This window comes from Streptomyces sp. NPDC017676, assembly GCF_044329325.1.
Lineage (GTDB): Bacteria > Actinomycetota > Actinomycetes > Streptomycetales > Streptomycetaceae > Streptomyces.
In genome coordinates this window covers 21749-37159 of record NZ_JBIRJA010000029.1, presented here as the reverse complement: position 1 = coordinate 37159, position 15411 = coordinate 21749, and the positions used below count along the sequence as shown (strand labels likewise).

The following is a 15411-nucleotide window of genomic DNA, read 5'->3' as shown; positions in this document are numbered from 1 at the left end:
GACGCCGGCCGGTTTCAGCCCGCCACCTGTCCGGGAGGAGCGCGTGCGCATCGCTGACGTGCGGCGCGTGAAGGGGCGCGCCGAGCCGCACCGGCCACCACCGTCCGTTCTCCGCTCGGAAACGGGCGGAGGCACACCGCTCGCGCCCCGAGCTTGTCGCCGTACCGCACTGTTCCGGGCCGCTGGGAAGGTGATCCGACGGTCGGGGCGGAGTTCGGTCATCGGCAGATGGCGCATCGCCAAGCCTTCTTTGAGCATCCGGTGTAACGGTGTACTTCTGCGGACGTGGCCGCCACTGAACTGAACGCAGGGCCCGGAAGACGCTCGGCTGGGAAGTCCCGGCCGAGCGCTTTGCCGAGCCGCTCAAGAACGACCCCGACACTGCCGTCAGGACACTTCGTCGGACTCGCCACCTCCGGACGCGGCCGGTCTGTGCCCGCAAGAGGTCGGGGCGGGTGTCGGATGGGGGCTACACCCGTACGGCGGCGCGGGCGTGCGCGCGGCGCGGCGTGGCCAGGCGGTGCGTGGCGTAGATGAGGAAGGACAGGCTGAGGGCCGCCACTATCACGTAGGCGGTATCGCTGTTGAAGCTGTCCCACGCCGTGTGCAGGCCCACCGCGACGGCGTACACCAGGACGAACTTGGCGATCGCCGCCTTGCGGTTGCGCTGTGCCGCCGCCGACCACAGCGCGGCGGCCGTGAGCCCGGTCCACGCCATGTGGGCAGCGGGGCTCAGCAGGCCCCGCAGCACCAGCAGATCGTCCACGGCGTGCAGGTCGCCACCGGAGTTGATGAGTTCGACGAAGGCGTAGCCCATGGTCTCGAACACGGCGAATCCCGCGCCGGAGGCGACTCCGATGAGCAGTCCGTCACCTGGGTGCCGATCGCGGATGACCAGCAGCAGAAGAAGCGGGACGATGAGTTTCGCGGCCTCCTCGATCAGGCCCACGGCCACCATCGGCAGGAAGTCCATCAGCAGCAGGGTCCGGTACTCCAGGAAACCCGCGGTGGTCACCCCGATCGCGCCGCCGGCCAGCGCGGTGGCCCCTACGACACCGGTGCCGACCCCGAAGTCGAGGCGCCGGCCCGCCACGAAGGTGACGAAGGCCGCGGGAACCAGAGCCGCTCCGAAGAAGATCAGGGCGGGGACCAGATTGGGGTTCTCGGTGGAGACCAGCGCCCAGTGGATGAGCCAGAACAGCAGCAGGCCGACCAACAGGACGGCGAGCCAGCCCCAGCGACGGCCGAAACTGAGCAACCGGCTCCGCTCGGTACGAGCCGGCTCTTGTGCGAGGGACACGGACACGGATTCCTCCCGGACGCATGATGATGACCCGAGAGTGCCCGACCATCCGCCGAGAGACATCGCACGTTCATGTCAAGATGAGCAGACTGGCCGAGTCACGTGCAGTCGCTACAGGCACTTTCGTGGATTCGCGCGCCCTTGAGTACGTGCTTCTCACATACACTTCACACATGTGTGCGCATTGCGTGCCCGCCTGCCGCGGGCCGACGAGCGCACGCATCTGTGTGAAGTTCAGTCGCTTCGGTCGCTGACCGGAGCGTCCACTCGTCGGCGGACGCCTCCCGCCCATTTCGATGAGCCGGTTCCGGCTCTTATGGAAGGCAGAGCAGTGAATTCGGAAACGACGGGCGGCGCGCTGGAAACGGCGTACCGGGAGTACAGGCGCCATCACGACAGCTGCCCGCCCTGTTCTTCGGGCCGTCCCTGTGCGGCCGGGAAACACCTGCGCCGACTGTACAACAATGTGGTACGAGCCGAGCGGAACAGGCTGTGAAAGCCGTCTCGGTCAGACAAGCCTGTTGAAGAGACCGGCGGATGCAGTGAACGGAGAGCCGCACCGTTGTCCGCATCCGCCGGTCGGATTACCGCTTGAGTTTTCTGGCCTGTGCATAGACGCCCCCTACGACAGTGCCTGACCCAAGTGGAACAGGCGGAGCCGCTCCGGACTGATCCGCAACGACGCCACCACGTCCCGAGAGTAGGCGCCACCGGTCGAAATGTGCAGAGACGCGATAAGTACACCCAGGCACTTGCGCGGCGGCAGGGTCACCGATAGGCGCGCGTCAGGCCACCGGCTCCAGCAGCAGCACCGGAATCAGCCGGTCGGTCTTGGTCCGGTAGTCGTCGTAGGAGGGCCAGGCCTGGACCGCCCGGTCCCACCACTCCTGCCGTTCCGCCTGTGTCGTCCGTCGCGCCTGGTAGAGGCGGTGCTCCGTTCCGTCCCACACCTCGACCTCGGGGTGCGCGAGGAGGTTGTGGTACCACGCGGGATTCGTGGGCGCGCCACCCTTGGAGGCGACGGCCGCGTACCGGCCCTCGTGCTCCACCCGGATCACCGGGGTCTTGCGGTACCGGCCCGTCTTCGCGCCCCGCGTGGTCAGAATGACCATCTGGGCGCGTGTGCCGTCGTACTCCACGGCGATGCTCTCCGTGGTACCCGACTTGGTCGCCGCTTCCACCAGACGTGCCTGGTCGTACACCCAGACTTCGTCCGGCATGACACTGAGGTCCATGTCCGCAGTGGGCTGGTTGGCGTCGCGCTCTGACATAGGTTCAAGACCTTTCGAATTGACTGGCGCTCAGTATGTCAATCTCTACCAGTCCTCGACATCACTGTGATCAGTCAGCTGAGTACCCGACTAGACTCATGCTCCGTCACCCCGCGCGCCGGCATGTGTGGACGTCCCGGCCTGACGCGTCAGCGTCACTCCCTGACCCGAGAAGGTAGTGCCATGCCCCATTCACCGAACGACCGTGCCGATGTTCGCGACATGCTGGTCGTACACGAGGCCTTCAGGCTGAACTACTCACGTCTTCCCGGCATGGTCAGGGCGGTCACCAGCGGCGACGCCGAGCGCGCCGCGGTCGTCGCCGATCACGCGCAGCTCATCGAAGACTTCCTGCACCTGCACCACATGGGCGAGGACGAACTGCTGTGGCCCAAACTGCTGGAGCGCGCGGGTGACCGGCTCGGTGAGACGGTGAACCTGCTGGAGAGCCAGCACGTGGAGATCGCGGCACTGCTCACCGAGACGTCCCAGCGGCTCGCCATCTGGCGGGACCAGCCCACCAAGGAGCACGGCGAGCAGCTCGCCCGCTCCCTGGAGCGCCTGGGCGCCCAGCTCACCGAGCACCTCGGGATCGAGGAGAAGGACGTGCTGCCGATCGTCCCGGAGTATGTGACGGCCAAAGAGTGGCACGAGCTGGGTGACCACGCGATCAACGCGCTGCCCAAGAACAAGCTGCCTGTCGTTTTCGGCATGCTCGCCTCGCTCGCCGACGCCGAGGTGGTCAAGCTGATGCTGTCGACGGCGCCGCTGGTGCCCCGGCTGCTGATGCCGGTGCTGGGCCCCAAGGCCTACACCCGGTATGCCCGTAAGGTCTTCGAGCCGGTCGTCTGAGCGATGCGGGACCGGAGAGTTCGGGTGTCGCCCCGTCCTCTCCGCCGCTCACCAAAGCCGCGTCGTGGCCGCCGTCCGGCGGTGGCGGCCGCGACGCGTTCCACGTCCCGCACGGTGGCGGGCCCCCGGGCCGACGTGCCCGTCGCCGGCAGTGGGACACTCCTGAGGAGAGCACCGTGACCGTGGACGCCCACGGCCGAGCGGAACCCGGCGAGGCCGCGCCGCGCCGCCCGCGACGGCTGGACGCCGCGCGCAACTACGACGCGCTCGTCGCCGCGGCCCGCGCGGAGTTCCAGGAGAACGGCGCCGACGCTTCCCTGAAGGCCGTAGCCCGGCGCGCGGGTGTGGGCATCGCCACGCTTTACCGTAACTTCCCCACCCGCACCGCCCTGCTGACGGCGGTCTACGCCGACGACGTGGCCGACACGATCGGCGCGCTGTGCCGTACGGCGAGTACGGCACCGACGGCGGGGACCGGCGCCGAGCAGGCCTGGCGGACCCTGGCGGACTGGCTGGACCGGTTCACGCGGACCGTCGCTGAGGACGCCGCGCTACGCGAGGTGTTCAGCCCCGAGGCGCTGTGTCGGTCGCCCTGCCGGCAGGCCTTGTCCGAGGCGGTCACCGGGCTGCTGGCGCACGCAGGGACGGCACCGTGCGCCCACCCCTGCGCGGAGGAGGAGGCCGACACGTTCCTCCGCGCCGCGGTGTCCCTCGCGGTGTCCCCCTTCCTCACCGCTGGTGAGCGCGAACATGCCCTGTCCCTCCTCCTGAACGGACTGCGGTACCACGGGGAGCCCGGCCGTCACGCCGGACCCCAGGTGACGAAAGAACGGAGCGCACATGAATGACGGCGGGCGCATCTCCCGCTTCTCCGCCGGCGTGGAGCTGACCGCGCTGCTGGTAGCGGCGGCACGGGCCATCGAGACCCGGCACCCGGACGGCATCGTCGGTGATCCGTACGCCGAGGCCTTCGTGAAGGCCGCAGATACACCGGTGCCGCTGCCCGTCTCCATCGAGGAGGTCGCGGGAGGCGACGCGGACCCGGTGTGGGGCCGCGGCGGACAGTACTTCGCCCTGCGCACCCGGGTGTTCGACGACTTTCTGCTGGACGCGGCGCACAGGCACGGCATCCGGCAGGTGGTACTGCTCGGCGCCGGTCTCGACACGCGGGCCCTACGGCTGGACTGGCCGGCCGGTACCGTGGTGTACGAAGTCGACCGCCCCGCCCTGTTCGCTTTCAAACAGGACGTCCTCGACGCCCTGGGCGCCCGGTCGGCCGTGGAACACCACCGCGTGGTCGCCGACCTGGAGGGCGACTGGGCCGAGCCGCTGCGGGCCTCCGGGTTCGATCCGCTGCGGCCCACCGCGTGGGTCGTCGAAGGGGTCATTCCCTACCTGTCCGCTCCCGTGGAGCGGAGCCTGATCGCCACGGTGTCGGCCCTGTCGGCGCCGGGCAGCGCGATTGCCTACGAGATCCTGCAGGGCCAGGAGACAGAGGAGATCCGCGACAGCTCGCTGTACGCGGACACGGAACAGAAGATGGGCGTCCACCTCAGCGGACTCTTCAGCGAGGACGCGCGTCCGGACTCCGCGCGAGCCCTCGCGGGGGAGGGCTGGCAGATGTCCGGGGAGTCCGTCTACGGGTTCACCGAACGGTACGGCCGTGGCCCGCGTCCCGGTGTCGACGACCCGATCTCACACGCCCGCTGGGTCCGTGGTCACCGGGTGCACGGACCGGACGAGGGCTGATCCGGCACAGTCGTACGGCGGCCGGGCGCTCGCGGTCACACGCCCGGCCGCCGTACTCCCACGGTCACCGCGCGGGAGCGGGCGCGGGTGCCTGCGGCAGGAACAGGGTGCCGCGGAAGCTGCCGCGCAGGGTGCGGACGGCGACGACCGCCCACGCGGCCAGGAGCAGGACGTACAGGGCTCCGGCCGCCACGTCGAAGGCGTCCGAGTGCAGCCGGGCCGCCAGCGCACAGGTGCCGGTGACACAGGTCCCCACCGGGAAGGTGAAGCTCCACCAGGTCAGGGCGAAGGGCAGGTGGTTGCGCGCGGTGTGCAGGGTGAGCCGGGCGGCGAGCACCAGCCACATCATGGCGAAGCCCCAGGTGGGAAGGCCGTAGACCATCCCGAAGACGGCGGCACCGGTCGCGTACGGCTGCGGCAGCGCGAGGTGGGCCACCGTGCCGAGCGCGTTGGCCGCCGTCACCGACTGGCCCAGCGGGCCGAGGACGATCCACAGCGTGGGCACCATCGCCGCCGGGCCGAGCTTGTGGTGGACCAGCCGGCCCCACACCTGGGTGATGATGACGAGGCTGGTGAAGAGGCTGATGCCGAACATGGCGTAGCAGGCCAGCAGCAGGGTCAGCCGTTCCTGGCCCGGCGCGAGGTGCGGGACCAGGGCCGCGCCGGTGGCGGCCGACACCATCGGCGGTACGACCGGCATCAGCCAGCCCCCGAACGCGGAGTCCTCGCCGACCTCGTGCTCGGTCATGGCGAGGTAGGGGATCCACACGCAGGTGACCAGGCCGAGCAGGGTGCCGGCGGTCCACAGCACCGAGTCGACGCGTACGGCCGCCTGGACGCCGATCCAGTCCTTGCCCAGGGTGAGGGTGCCCGCGCCGACCGTCATCAGGGCCATCGCCGGGGCTCCCCAGAAGTGCCCCATGACCGGGTGGTGGGCGTGACCACGGGCGATGTCCCGGTGCCGGATCCAGTGCACGGCCCAGGCGCCGGTGAGCGCCACGAGGATCGCGGAGGCGAGAGCCCACACGACCGTGGCGAACAGGCGCAGACCGCTCACGTGGAAGGGCAGGACGGCGGCCGCGTTGGCGACGATGCCGGTGCCCATCACGGAGGCGTACCAGTTGGGGCCCAGATTCCGGAACACGTCGGCGGGGCGGTCCAGATCCCTCAGGAACCGGCGTGGGACGCGGTGCGCGTGCGGTGCGGGGGCGAGGGACGTGAGAGACGTAGTCATGAAGCAAACATCTCTGAGCACCGGGGCGGCTGGTAGTGCGTCCCGATGTATCAGGTCATAAGGCAGGTCTATGAGTCACTGCCTCACATGCTCCGGTTGCTTATCGCCCGAACGTGTGATGTCCGGTCGGCAACCTCCGCGACAGCATGAGGTCTCGGACAGCAGTGAGGAGTCCTCGGATGTCTGGCTTTCCCCACCGCAGGGACGACATGGCGGGCCACCCGGACGCCTTCGAGATGCGCGAGCGCTACGCCCGCGTGCTCGGGGCGCACGACGTGGCCCTGGTGAACGGGCCGGTCTTCCTGGTCGGCCTGTTCTTCGCGGCGTCCCCGTGGATCCTGCACTTCGCCGCGGCGAACGGTGATCTCGCGGTGCACGACCTGGTCGTGGGCGCCGCCATCTGCCTCCTGGGCCTCGGTTTCACCGTGGCACCGGAGCGGATGACGGGGATGAGCGGTGCCCTTGTCCTGATCGGAGCCTGGATGAGCGTGTCGCCGTGGGTGGTGGGCCGGCATCCGGGCCGTGCCGCGGCCGTCGACGGGGTGGTCCTCGGCGTGCTCGCCCTTGCGCTGGGGCTGATGTCCATGGCCATGGTCCGCCGTGCGAACCGAATTCTGTGATGCGGCGATCCGCTTCGCAACCCAAGTGCCGCTTCCCGAGGAGAAGAAGCCCGATGACCGATCCCGTTCCGCCGCGTCATGACCCACGTCAGTCCTGGCGTACCGAAGGAATGCCGGGCGGATCGTCGCCGTCGCCGAACGGATGGCGCTCCCGGGGCGGTTGCCTCGTGCAGCTCGTGGTCCTGCTCGTCGTCTACGCCGCGTTCGGCTTCCTTTACAACAACGTGCGCGGGGACGGTACGACCTCCGTCGACTACACCGCCTTCACCGCGCAGCTGGACGCGGGCAACGTCAAGAGTGTCTACTCCCAGGGCTCCGAGATCCAGGGCACGCTGAAGAAGCCCGGTGAGGTGCCCGGGGGTGCCAAGGGCGCCACGTACACGCACTTCAAGACGTACAAGCCCGCGTTCGCCGACGACGGGCAGCTGTGGGCCGAGATCACCCGGCAGAAGGTGGCGGTCGCCGCCGAACCACTGGCGCAGGGGCCGGGCCTCGGGGAGACCCTGCTGGTGTCGCTGCTGCCGACGGTGCTGCTGATCGCCGTATGGGTGTTCGTCGCCCGGCGGATGGGCGGGGGACTGGGCGGCGGACTCGGCGGGGCGGGCGGGGTGCTCGGCCGCAAGCCGCCGAAGCCCGTGGGCGCGGAACCGGGCGGCAAGCGCACCACCTTCGCGGACGTCGCCGGCATCGACGAGGTGGAAGGCGAACTGAACGACGTCGTCAGCTTCCTGAAGAACCCCGACGCCTACCGGCGGCTGGGTGCCAAGATGCCGCGCGGTGTGCTGCTGGCGGGGCCTCCCGGCACCGGCAAGACGCTGCTCGCACGGGCGGTCGCGGGGGAGGCGGGCGTGCCCTTCTTCTCGGCCAGCGCCTCCGAGTTCATCGAGATGATCGTGGGTGTGGGCGCGTCCCGGGTGCGGGAGCTGTTCGCGGAGGCCCGCAAGGTGGCGCCGTCGATCGTCTTCATCGACGAGATCGACACCATCGGCCGGTCGCGGGGCGGGTCGAGCGTGGGCGGGCACGACGAGCGGGAGCAGACGCTCAACCAGATCCTGACCGAGATGGACGGCTTCTCCGGCTCGGAGGGCGTCATCGTGATCGCGGCCACCAACCGGGTGGACGTCCTGGACGCGGCGCTGACCCGGCCGGGGCGGTTCGACCGGGTGGTCCAGGTGTCGCCGCCGGACCGGGGCGGCCGGGAGGCGATCCTGCGCATCCACACCCGCGCGATCCCGCTCGCCGCGGACGTGGACCTCGCGCAGGTGGCGCGTACGACACCGGGCATGACGGGCGCGGAGCTGGCGAACCTCGCCAACGAGGCGGCGCTGCTCGCGGTGAAGTACGGCCAGGACCGGGTGACGCAGAAGAACCTCTCCGAGGCCCTGGAGAAGGTCCAACTGGGTGCCGAACGGCCGCTGGTGATGCCCCAGGCGGAGCGGCGGCGCACGGCGTACCACGAGAGCGGGCATGCGCTGCTGGGCATGCTCCAACCGGGCGCTGACCCGGTCCGCAAGATCACGATCGTGCCGCGTGGCCGGGCCCTCGGGGTGACGCTGTCGACACCCGACGCGGACAAGTACGCGTACACCGAGGAGTACCTGCGCGGTCGCATCATCGGCGCCCTGGGCGGGATGGCGGCCGAGCAGGTGGTGTTCGGGGTCGTCACGACCGGCGCCGAGAACGACCTGGAGCAGGTCACGGGCATCGCGCGCGGAATGGTGTCGCGCTGGGGCATGAGCGAGAAGGTCGGCCGTCTCTCGGCCCTGCCCGGCGACGCCCAGCAGCCGTACGGCCTGTCGGCCGCGCCCCGCACCCTGGACGTGATCGACGCCGAGATGCGCCGGATCGTCGAGGAGTGCTACGAGGAGGCCTGCCGCACGCTGCGCGACCACCGCGACCGCCTGGACGCCCTGGCCGCGGCCCTCCTGGAACACGAGACGCTGGAGGAGCCCGACGCGTACCGCATCGCGGGGCTTCCGGCCGGGGGCGCGGGGGGCGACCGATGAGCGCGGGGACCTCCGCTGAACTCAGGGTCCCGACGGGGGGTTGGTGGGCGCCGGGTCCTGCCGGGGGCGGCTGGGCGTCGCACGGCGGCGCTGTTCGCGGCCGGGGTGCCGGTCTCCGGGGTGTGCCGGTGTGCGGCCGGTGGGTCGTGCCGGGGGAGTGGCCGGGGGCGGTGGCTGGGGCCGGCGAAGGGGTCCGGACCGGCCCCGGAGGGCGAGCGCTGACCACATGGACAGCCGAGTGCCGCTTTCCCCGAGCTGGTCACCGGGCGGCGGCAGGTGCCGGGACCGGCGCCCGGCCGGAGCCCGGGGCGCGCGGCGCAGTGGCGGGCCCGCGCCGGGGATACGCCTCGGCGCGGGTGGGAGCCGTCGGCCCGCTACCCCGCGCTGGTCGGTGCCGTGGCGGAGGCGAGGCGGGTCAGCCACTCGGTGAGCAGCAGGTGCTCGCCCGGGGTGAAGGAGCGCTCTTCTCCGGCCTCGTCCAGCAGGGCCTTGAGGGCCACCGCGTGGCGGGCGCGGGCGGCGCGCGGGTCCTCCGCGGGGGCCGCCCGCTCCGCGTCCGTGACCAGGGCGGCCAGCACGGCGTCCCGTGTGCTCTCCGACAGCCCCTCGTGCTCGGCGAGCCGTCCGGCCGCCGCTGCGCCGATCAGGGTGACCGTGACGCCGATGCCGGTGGAGTGGATCATCGCCGCCGCGGCCTCGACGCCCATGCGCAGCCGGCCGGTCTCGGCGACCCGGGTGACGAGCTGGACGAGCATGCCGTACGCCTCGTCCATGGCCGCCGCGCCCTCACCGGGGCGGGGGTCGGTGTACAGGAGCCGGTACAGGGCCGGGTTGGCGAGTCCGAAGGCCACGTGCAGGTCCCAGCCGCTCCGCAGCTGCTCCACCGGGTCGCCGGAGGAGAGGTTGGCCTTCTTGCCGGCGAGGTAGGCGGCGAGACCGCGCCGCGCGACCTCGTCCAGCAGGCCCTGCATGTCACCGAACTGCCGGTAGATCGTCTGTGCCTGAACTCCTGCGGCCGCGCTGACGGAACGGGTGGAGACCGCCTCCCGTCCACCTTCGGCGAGCAGGTCCGCTGCTGCCCGCAGGATGCGTTCACGCGGCTGCTGGGTTGTGTCGATCACTGTCATGCAATCAATGATAACGCTTGACTGTGATCGATGGTGTGTTATCGTCGATGCATCAAACGGGTGAGCGGTGATCCGGTCGAGGAACCGGCACGTCGACGCCATCATCAAGGAGGAAGAAATGTCCGCTGAGACCTCGCGCACGGTTCTCGTCACCGGTGCCGGCACCGGCATGGGGGCCCTCTCGTCCGTCTCGCTCGCCCAGGCCGGCCACCGCGTCTTCGCTTCGATGCGCGACCCGCAGGGCCGCAACGCCGACAAGGCCCAGGCCCTGCTGGACCAGGCCAAGGGCGCTCCCGGGGAACTGTCGGTCGTCGAACTGGACGTTCTGTCGGAGGAGTCCGCCGCAGCCGCCGTCGAGCAGGTCGTGCAGCAGGCCGGCGGCCTCGACGTCGTCGTGCACAACGCGGCCCACCTGCTGGTCGGCGTGACCGAGGCGTTCAGCCCGGAGGAGGTGCTGCGCGCCTTCGACGTCAACGCCGTGGGCGCGCTGCGCGTCAACCGTGCCGTCCTGCCGGTGATGCGCCGCCAGGAGTCCGGCCTGCTGCTCTGGATCGGCTCCGGCACCACCCGCGCCATCCCGCCCTTCCTCGCGCCGTACACCGCCGCCAAGGCCGCGTTCGACGCCTTCGCCGAGTCGACCGCCTGGGAGGTCACCGCCTACGGCATCGAGACCACGATCCTCATGCCCGGCGTCTTCACCCACGGCACCGCCCACTTCGCCAACGCGGCCTTCCCCGCCGACACCGAGCGCTCGGCCGCGTACGACAAGATCGCCCCCTTCCTCGCCTCGATGGGCGAGGACACCGAGCGGATGATGGTGAACGGAGTGAGCGCCGACCCGCAGATCGTCGCGGACGAGGTGGTCCGGGTCGTCGACCTGCCCGTGGGACAGCGCCCGCGCCGCACCGTCGCCGACGGCTCCGACTACGGCGCCGAGATCATCAACGGCGCCGCCGAGGAACTGCGCCTGCGCCTGGCCCGCCGGATGGGCGTCACCCGCCTGCTCGGCCGCATCTGACCCCTGGAACTTCCGCACACCGCTGCTTCGTACGAGGAGAAACACCATGTCCGTGAACCGGCGCAAGCTCGGCACCTCCGGCCCCGAGGTCTCCACCATCGGCCTCGGAGCCATGGGAATGTCGGACCTGTACGGTCCGGCCGACGACGCCGAGAGCATCGCCACGCTGCACGCGGCGATCGACGGAGGCATCAACCTGATCGACACCGGCGACTTCTACGGCTCGGGCGCCAACGAGATGCTCATCGCCCGCGCCCTGCGCGAGCGTCGCCGCGAGGACGTCGTGCTGAGCGTCAAGTTCGGCTCCCGACGCGCCCCCGACGGCGCCTTCCAGCCGGTGCCCTACGACGTCTCGCCGGAAGCCGTGAAGGACCGGCTGGCGTACTCGCTGCGCCGCCTGGACACCGACTACATCGACATCTACCGCCCGGCCCGGCTCAACCCGAACATCCCGGTGGAGGAGACCGTCGGCGCGCTGGAGGAGATGCGCCAGGCCGGCTACATCCGCCACATCGGCCTGTCCGAGCTGGGTGCCGAGACGATCCGCCGCGCGGCCGCCGTCGCCCCCATCAGCGACCTCCAGATCGAGTACTCGCTGCTCTCCCGCGGCCCCGAGCAGTCGATCATCCCGACGCTGCGGGAACTGGGTATCGGCCTGACGGCGTACGGCGTCCTCTCCCGTGGTCTGCTCAGCGGCCACTGGTCGCCCTCGCGCGAGCTGAGCGGCAACGACTTCCGCGCCCACTCGCCGCGGTTCCAGGGCGAGAACCTGGAGGCCAACCTGCGCCTGGTCGAGGCCCTGGGCCGGGTCGCGGAGCGGCTCGGCGCCACCACCAGCCAGGTGGCCATCGCCTGGGTGGCGGCCCAGGGCGAGGACATCGTGCCGCTGGTGGGCGCCCGGCGCCGGGAGCGACTGGCGGAGTCGCTGGGCGCGGCCTCCGTGACCCTCGACGCGGAGACGCTGAAGGAGATCGAGGAGGCCGTTCCGGCGGGCGCGGCGGCCGGCGAGCGCTACGCCGCCCCTCTGCTGGCCACGCTGGACAGCGAGCGCTGAGCCCGGGCGCGGCGCGCTGACCGCGGTGGTCGGCTCTCGACGACACTGCCACCGCGTGCCCACCTCAGGGCCCGGCGCGAGCGCCGCCCCCGGCGCCGGGGGCGCCGACCCGCCGACGGCCGCCCGGGCGGCGTCCTCGGCCAGGCCGGTGCCCTGGTGGTCGCGCTCGTCGCCGGAATGGACGGCGCGGGGCCGCCGCGACCAGGTGTTGCACGCCGCCCGTCACAAGCCGCACGCGGGCCACGGACCCGGCTCCCCACGGGACCGTGGCCCGCGTGCGTCGGGTGAGGGGCCGGGGTTGGTCGCCGGTGTGTATGGCGGGTGTCTCCTTGGTGGCGCTGTCCGGTGTCCTCGCCCGTCCCGATCAGGTGAGGCACGCCGGTTGTGACAGGTCGCACGCGGGCCACGGACCCGGCTCCCCACGGGACCGCGGCCCGCGTGCGTCGTGCGGCAGGGCATGTCGGTCGCCGCACTCCCGTACGCAGTCACCCGTACACGTGCCTGACATCCGCATGGCTAGGCTGAGCCGACTCGTGTTCTGGCGTGTCAGGGAGCGTCATGCGTGATGAGGATGCGGCCGACCGGCGTGTGGACGCCGACCTCGTCCGGCTGGCCCAGCGGGGTGACGCCACCGCCCTGGCCCTGCTCCTGGAGCGGCACGCGCCGCGGATGCGCGCGGTGGCCCTCGCCCTGCTCGGGCCGGGCCCCGACGCGGACGACACGACGCAGGAGGCCGCGCTGACAGCTCTCCGACGGATCGGGGACGTCCGCGACCCCGAGGCCGTGGGGCCCTGGCTGCGGATGATCGTGCGCAACGCCTGCCGCTCGCTGCTACGCGACCAGGCGCGCACGGAACCCGTCGCAGACCCGGCGCCGCCGCCGACCGCCGACGCCGACCCCGAGCGGTGGCTGGAGCGCAGTGCGCTGCGCGACTGGGTGTGGGAGGCCGTCGACCAGCTCTCGCCGACGCTGCGCATGCCCCTGGTGCTCCGGCACTTCAGCCGGACAGTGACGTCGTACGAGGACATAGCCCGCGCCTGCGGGACACCCGTGGGCACGGTCCGCAGCAGGCTCAGCCAGGCACGGGCCCGGCTCGGCGCACTGCTCACGGACCTCACCGCCGCCGCGCACAGCGACGCCGCGGTCCGCACGGCCGCGAGCCGCCTGGAGGCCCGGGAGACCCTGGAGGCGGCCGAGCTGGGCCGGTTCGGCTCGTTCACGGCGCGGCGCTGGTCCCCGGACGTCGACCTGTATCTGGGCGGCCGGCGCGTCGGCGACCGCGAGACGCTGGTCCGGGGCATGGAGTGCGACCTGGCCGACGGCGTCCGCCAGCGTCCCGACCACATCGTCGCCGGGCGCTCGCTGGCCGTGTGGGAGATGGAGCTGGTCAGCCCGCCGGACGATCCGGAGCACTGCCCGCCGGCCGTCGCCTGGCTGCTGACGCTGGACGGGGGTGGGCGGGTGCGCCGAGTCCGCCTGCACCACTCCAGGCCGCTGCGGCCGGACCAGGCGAGGCTGCCCGAGGCCGCCGACCTCCTGGTGTGACGACGATCACGTCGTACGCGTCGAACTTCCCCCGTGCGGGTGCGTCCTGTCGGCGTCGACCCCGACGACCGACCACGGAACGGAGTTCCCATGACCACCCAGCCGACCGCAGCCCCGGCCCCGGGCGCGCACACCATCGAGGTGGACGGCACCGTCCAGGCGTACCACGTGCACGGCAGCGGCCCGGTGTGCGTCGCGCACCCGGGAGGCCCCGGCATCCCCTGGGAGTACCTGCGCGTGCCGGCGGCCGAGCGGCACCTGACGATGGTGTACGTCGAGCCCGTCGGCACCGGGGCCTCCGGCAGGCTGCCCCGGCACCCCGACGGCTATGTCCGGGCCCGCTACAGCCGCTTCCTGGAGGCGCTGGTCGACCACCTCGGCGTGGGCCCGGTGCACCTGCTGGGCCACTCGCACGGCGGCTTCGTCGTCCAGTACCACGCGCTGCACCACCCCGGGCAGGTCGCCGGAGTGATCCTGTACGACAGCGCACCGGTGACCGGGCGGGAGCACGGCGCCGAGGCCATGCGCCAGGTGCGGGCGTTCGCGGCCCGGCACGCGGACCGGCCGGAACTGCCCTCGGTGCTGGCCGCCCTCCAGTCGGTGCCGGCGGCCCGTGACGACGCGAGCGTCACGGCCGCGCTCCGCGGCCTCCTCCCCGCCTACTTCGCCGATTACTGGAACCGTGAGGCGGAGTTCGACGCCTTCCGGCGGAGCACCGGCGGGGTCCACATCTCCGGCCTGGACGACGACGGCGAGCCGGACGTCATCGACGACCGCGAGGCCCTGCCCCGGCTCACCGTGCCCGCGCTGGTCCTGGTCGGCCGCCATGACGTCATCTGCTCCGTGCGCTGGGCGGAGGAACTGCACAAGCTGATCGCCGGGTCCGAACTGGTCGTCTTCGAACACAGCGGCCACTTCGCCCACCTGGAGGAGTCCCGGCGCTTCGCGGAGGCCGTCACACGGTTCGTGACCCGGTGATCCCGCGCCCGGCGGCGATCGTGTCGTGGTCCGGGAAGCGGGCGGCGATGGGGGAGCCGGTGAAGGTGCCGACCCACCCGTCCTGCCGACGGAAGAAGCGGATCGCGGTGAACGCCGGCCGGGCGCCCATGTCGAACCAGTGCGTGGTGCCGCGCGGTACGCCCAGCAGGTCGCCCCGCTCGCAGAGGACCGCGTGCACCTCGCTGCCGATGTGCAGGTAGAAGACGCCGGATCCGGAGACGAAGAAGCGGATCTCATCCTCGTCGTGCGTGTGCTCCTGGAGGAACTTCGCGCGGGCGGCCTCGGCCTTCGCCGGGTACCCGGGGTCGCCGTCCGGGTGCAGGCCGAGGACGTCGACGGTGGTGAAGCCCTCCTCGTCGGTCAGCCGGTCGATCTCCGTGCCGTACGCGGCGAACACCACCTCGCCGTCCGCGTCGGCCGGGACGTCCTCACGGACCGGCCACCGCTCGAAGCGAACGCCGAGCGCGTCGAGGGCCGCGGCGATCCGGGCGGGATCGGACGTACGACGGACGAGCCTCTCGGGGCCGCTGTCCGGCCAGGTCATCAGCAAAGTCATGGTGCAAAGCTAACTCCCTTGGAGGCTGCCCCGCACACTCATGACATCAGTGACTGACGTAATGTCTCAGCAGTTGA

General features: G+C 71.5%; 14 protein-coding genes. 9 read left to right on the top strand and 5 right to left on the bottom strand.

Features of this window, described 5'->3' with window-relative positions; all coding sequences use genetic code 11:
* Positions 1-469: 469 nt before the first annotated feature.
* Entirely contained in the window at positions 470-1300 is an 831-nt protein-coding gene (locus ACH4LD_RS39800; RefSeq protein ID WP_398057250.1) for a PrsW family glutamic-type intramembrane protease, read from the bottom strand.
* A 788-nt stretch (positions 1301-2088) separates the two neighbouring features.
* Positions 2089-2538 carry a nitroreductase family deazaflavin-dependent oxidoreductase gene (locus ACH4LD_RS39795; RefSeq protein WP_398057371.1) on the bottom strand — a complete coding sequence of 150 codons (450 nt, stop codon included), beginning with the start codon at positions 2536-2538 and terminating at the stop codon, positions 2089-2091.
* 219 nt (positions 2539-2757) lie between these two features.
* Here ACH4LD_RS39795 and ACH4LD_RS39790 point away from each other — a divergent pair, with 219 nt between their 5' ends.
* The 3 genes from ACH4LD_RS39790 to ACH4LD_RS39780 all read left to right on the top strand — a co-directional run bounded on the left by ACH4LD_RS39790 (position 2758) and on the right by ACH4LD_RS39780 (position 5175).
* The gene (locus tag ACH4LD_RS39790; protein WP_398057251.1) at positions 2758-3426 is read left to right on the top strand and encodes a hemerythrin domain-containing protein; all 669 of its coding nucleotides are present in this window, start codon (positions 2758-2760) and stop codon (positions 3424-3426) included.
* 176 nt (positions 3427-3602) lie between these two features.
* On the top strand, positions 3603-4274 hold the full coding sequence (locus ACH4LD_RS39785; protein ID WP_398057252.1) for a TetR/AcrR family transcriptional regulator: 672 nt from the start codon (positions 3603-3605) through the stop codon (positions 4272-4274).
* A complete protein-coding gene (locus ACH4LD_RS39780) occupies positions 4267-5175 on the top strand; it encodes an SAM-dependent methyltransferase (protein WP_398057253.1) in 909 nt (302 codons plus the stop codon). Before ACH4LD_RS39785 ends, ACH4LD_RS39780 begins: the two co-directional genes overlap by 8 nt.
* A gap of 64 nt (positions 5176-5239) precedes the next feature.
* Here the strand turns inward: ACH4LD_RS39780 and ACH4LD_RS39775 are convergent, their stop codons facing one another.
* Positions 5240-6409 (bottom strand): TDT family transporter, encoded by a 1170-nt coding sequence (locus tag ACH4LD_RS39775; RefSeq protein ID WP_398057254.1) that lies wholly within the window; start codon positions 6407-6409, stop codon positions 5240-5242.
* Positions 6410-6588: 179 nt separating this feature from the next.
* Between ACH4LD_RS39775 and ACH4LD_RS39770 the strand changes: the two genes are divergently transcribed.
* Together ACH4LD_RS39770 and ftsH are read left to right on the top strand one after the other, a co-directional pair.
* Positions 6589-7029 carry an SPW repeat protein gene (locus ACH4LD_RS39770; protein ID WP_398057255.1) on the top strand — a complete coding sequence of 147 codons (441 nt, stop codon included), beginning with the start codon at positions 6589-6591 and terminating at the stop codon, positions 7027-7029.
* Positions 7030-7082: 53 nt separating this feature from the next.
* A complete protein-coding gene (gene ftsH, locus ACH4LD_RS39765) occupies positions 7083-9035 on the top strand; it encodes an ATP-dependent zinc metalloprotease FtsH (RefSeq protein ID WP_398057257.1) in 1953 nt (650 codons plus the stop codon).
* Positions 9036-9409: 374 nt separating this feature from the next.
* Here ftsH and ACH4LD_RS39760 read toward each other — a convergent pair whose 3' ends face one another.
* Positions 9410-10162, bottom strand: a complete 753-nt coding sequence (locus ACH4LD_RS39760) for a TetR/AcrR family transcriptional regulator (protein ID WP_398057258.1) — start codon at positions 10160-10162, stop codon at positions 9410-9412.
* Between the two features lie 118 nt (positions 10163-10280).
* Between ACH4LD_RS39760 and ACH4LD_RS39755 the strand changes: the two genes are divergently transcribed.
* The 4 genes from ACH4LD_RS39755 to ACH4LD_RS39740 all read left to right on the top strand — a co-directional run bounded on the left by ACH4LD_RS39755 (position 10281) and on the right by ACH4LD_RS39740 (position 14757).
* Positions 10281-11180, top strand: coding sequence for an SDR family NAD(P)-dependent oxidoreductase (locus ACH4LD_RS39755; RefSeq protein ID WP_398057259.1), 900 nt, complete (start codon positions 10281-10283; stop codon positions 11178-11180).
* A 46-nt stretch (positions 11181-11226) separates the two neighbouring features.
* Positions 11227-12234, top strand: a complete 1008-nt coding sequence (locus ACH4LD_RS39750) for an aldo/keto reductase (RefSeq protein WP_398057260.1) — start codon at positions 11227-11229, stop codon at positions 12232-12234.
* A gap of 558 nt (positions 12235-12792) precedes the next feature.
* The gene (locus tag ACH4LD_RS39745) at positions 12793-13779 is read left to right on the top strand and encodes an RNA polymerase sigma factor (RefSeq protein ID WP_398057261.1); all 987 of its coding nucleotides are present in this window, start codon (positions 12793-12795) and stop codon (positions 13777-13779) included.
* A gap of 90 nt (positions 13780-13869) precedes the next feature.
* Complete coding sequence (locus ACH4LD_RS39740) at positions 13870-14757, top strand: alpha/beta fold hydrolase (protein ID WP_398057262.1); 888 nt, start codon at positions 13870-13872, stop codon at positions 14755-14757.
* On the opposite strand, the gene ACH4LD_RS39735 is transcribed toward ACH4LD_RS39740, so the two are convergent.
* On the bottom strand, positions 14735-15334 hold the full coding sequence (locus ACH4LD_RS39735; protein WP_398057263.1) for a 1,2-dihydroxy-3-keto-5-methylthiopentene dioxygenase: 600 nt from the start codon (positions 15332-15334) through the stop codon (positions 14735-14737). The two genes, ACH4LD_RS39740 and ACH4LD_RS39735, sit on opposite strands and share 23 nt — an antisense overlap.
* Between the last annotated feature and the right edge of the window lie 77 nt (positions 15335-15411).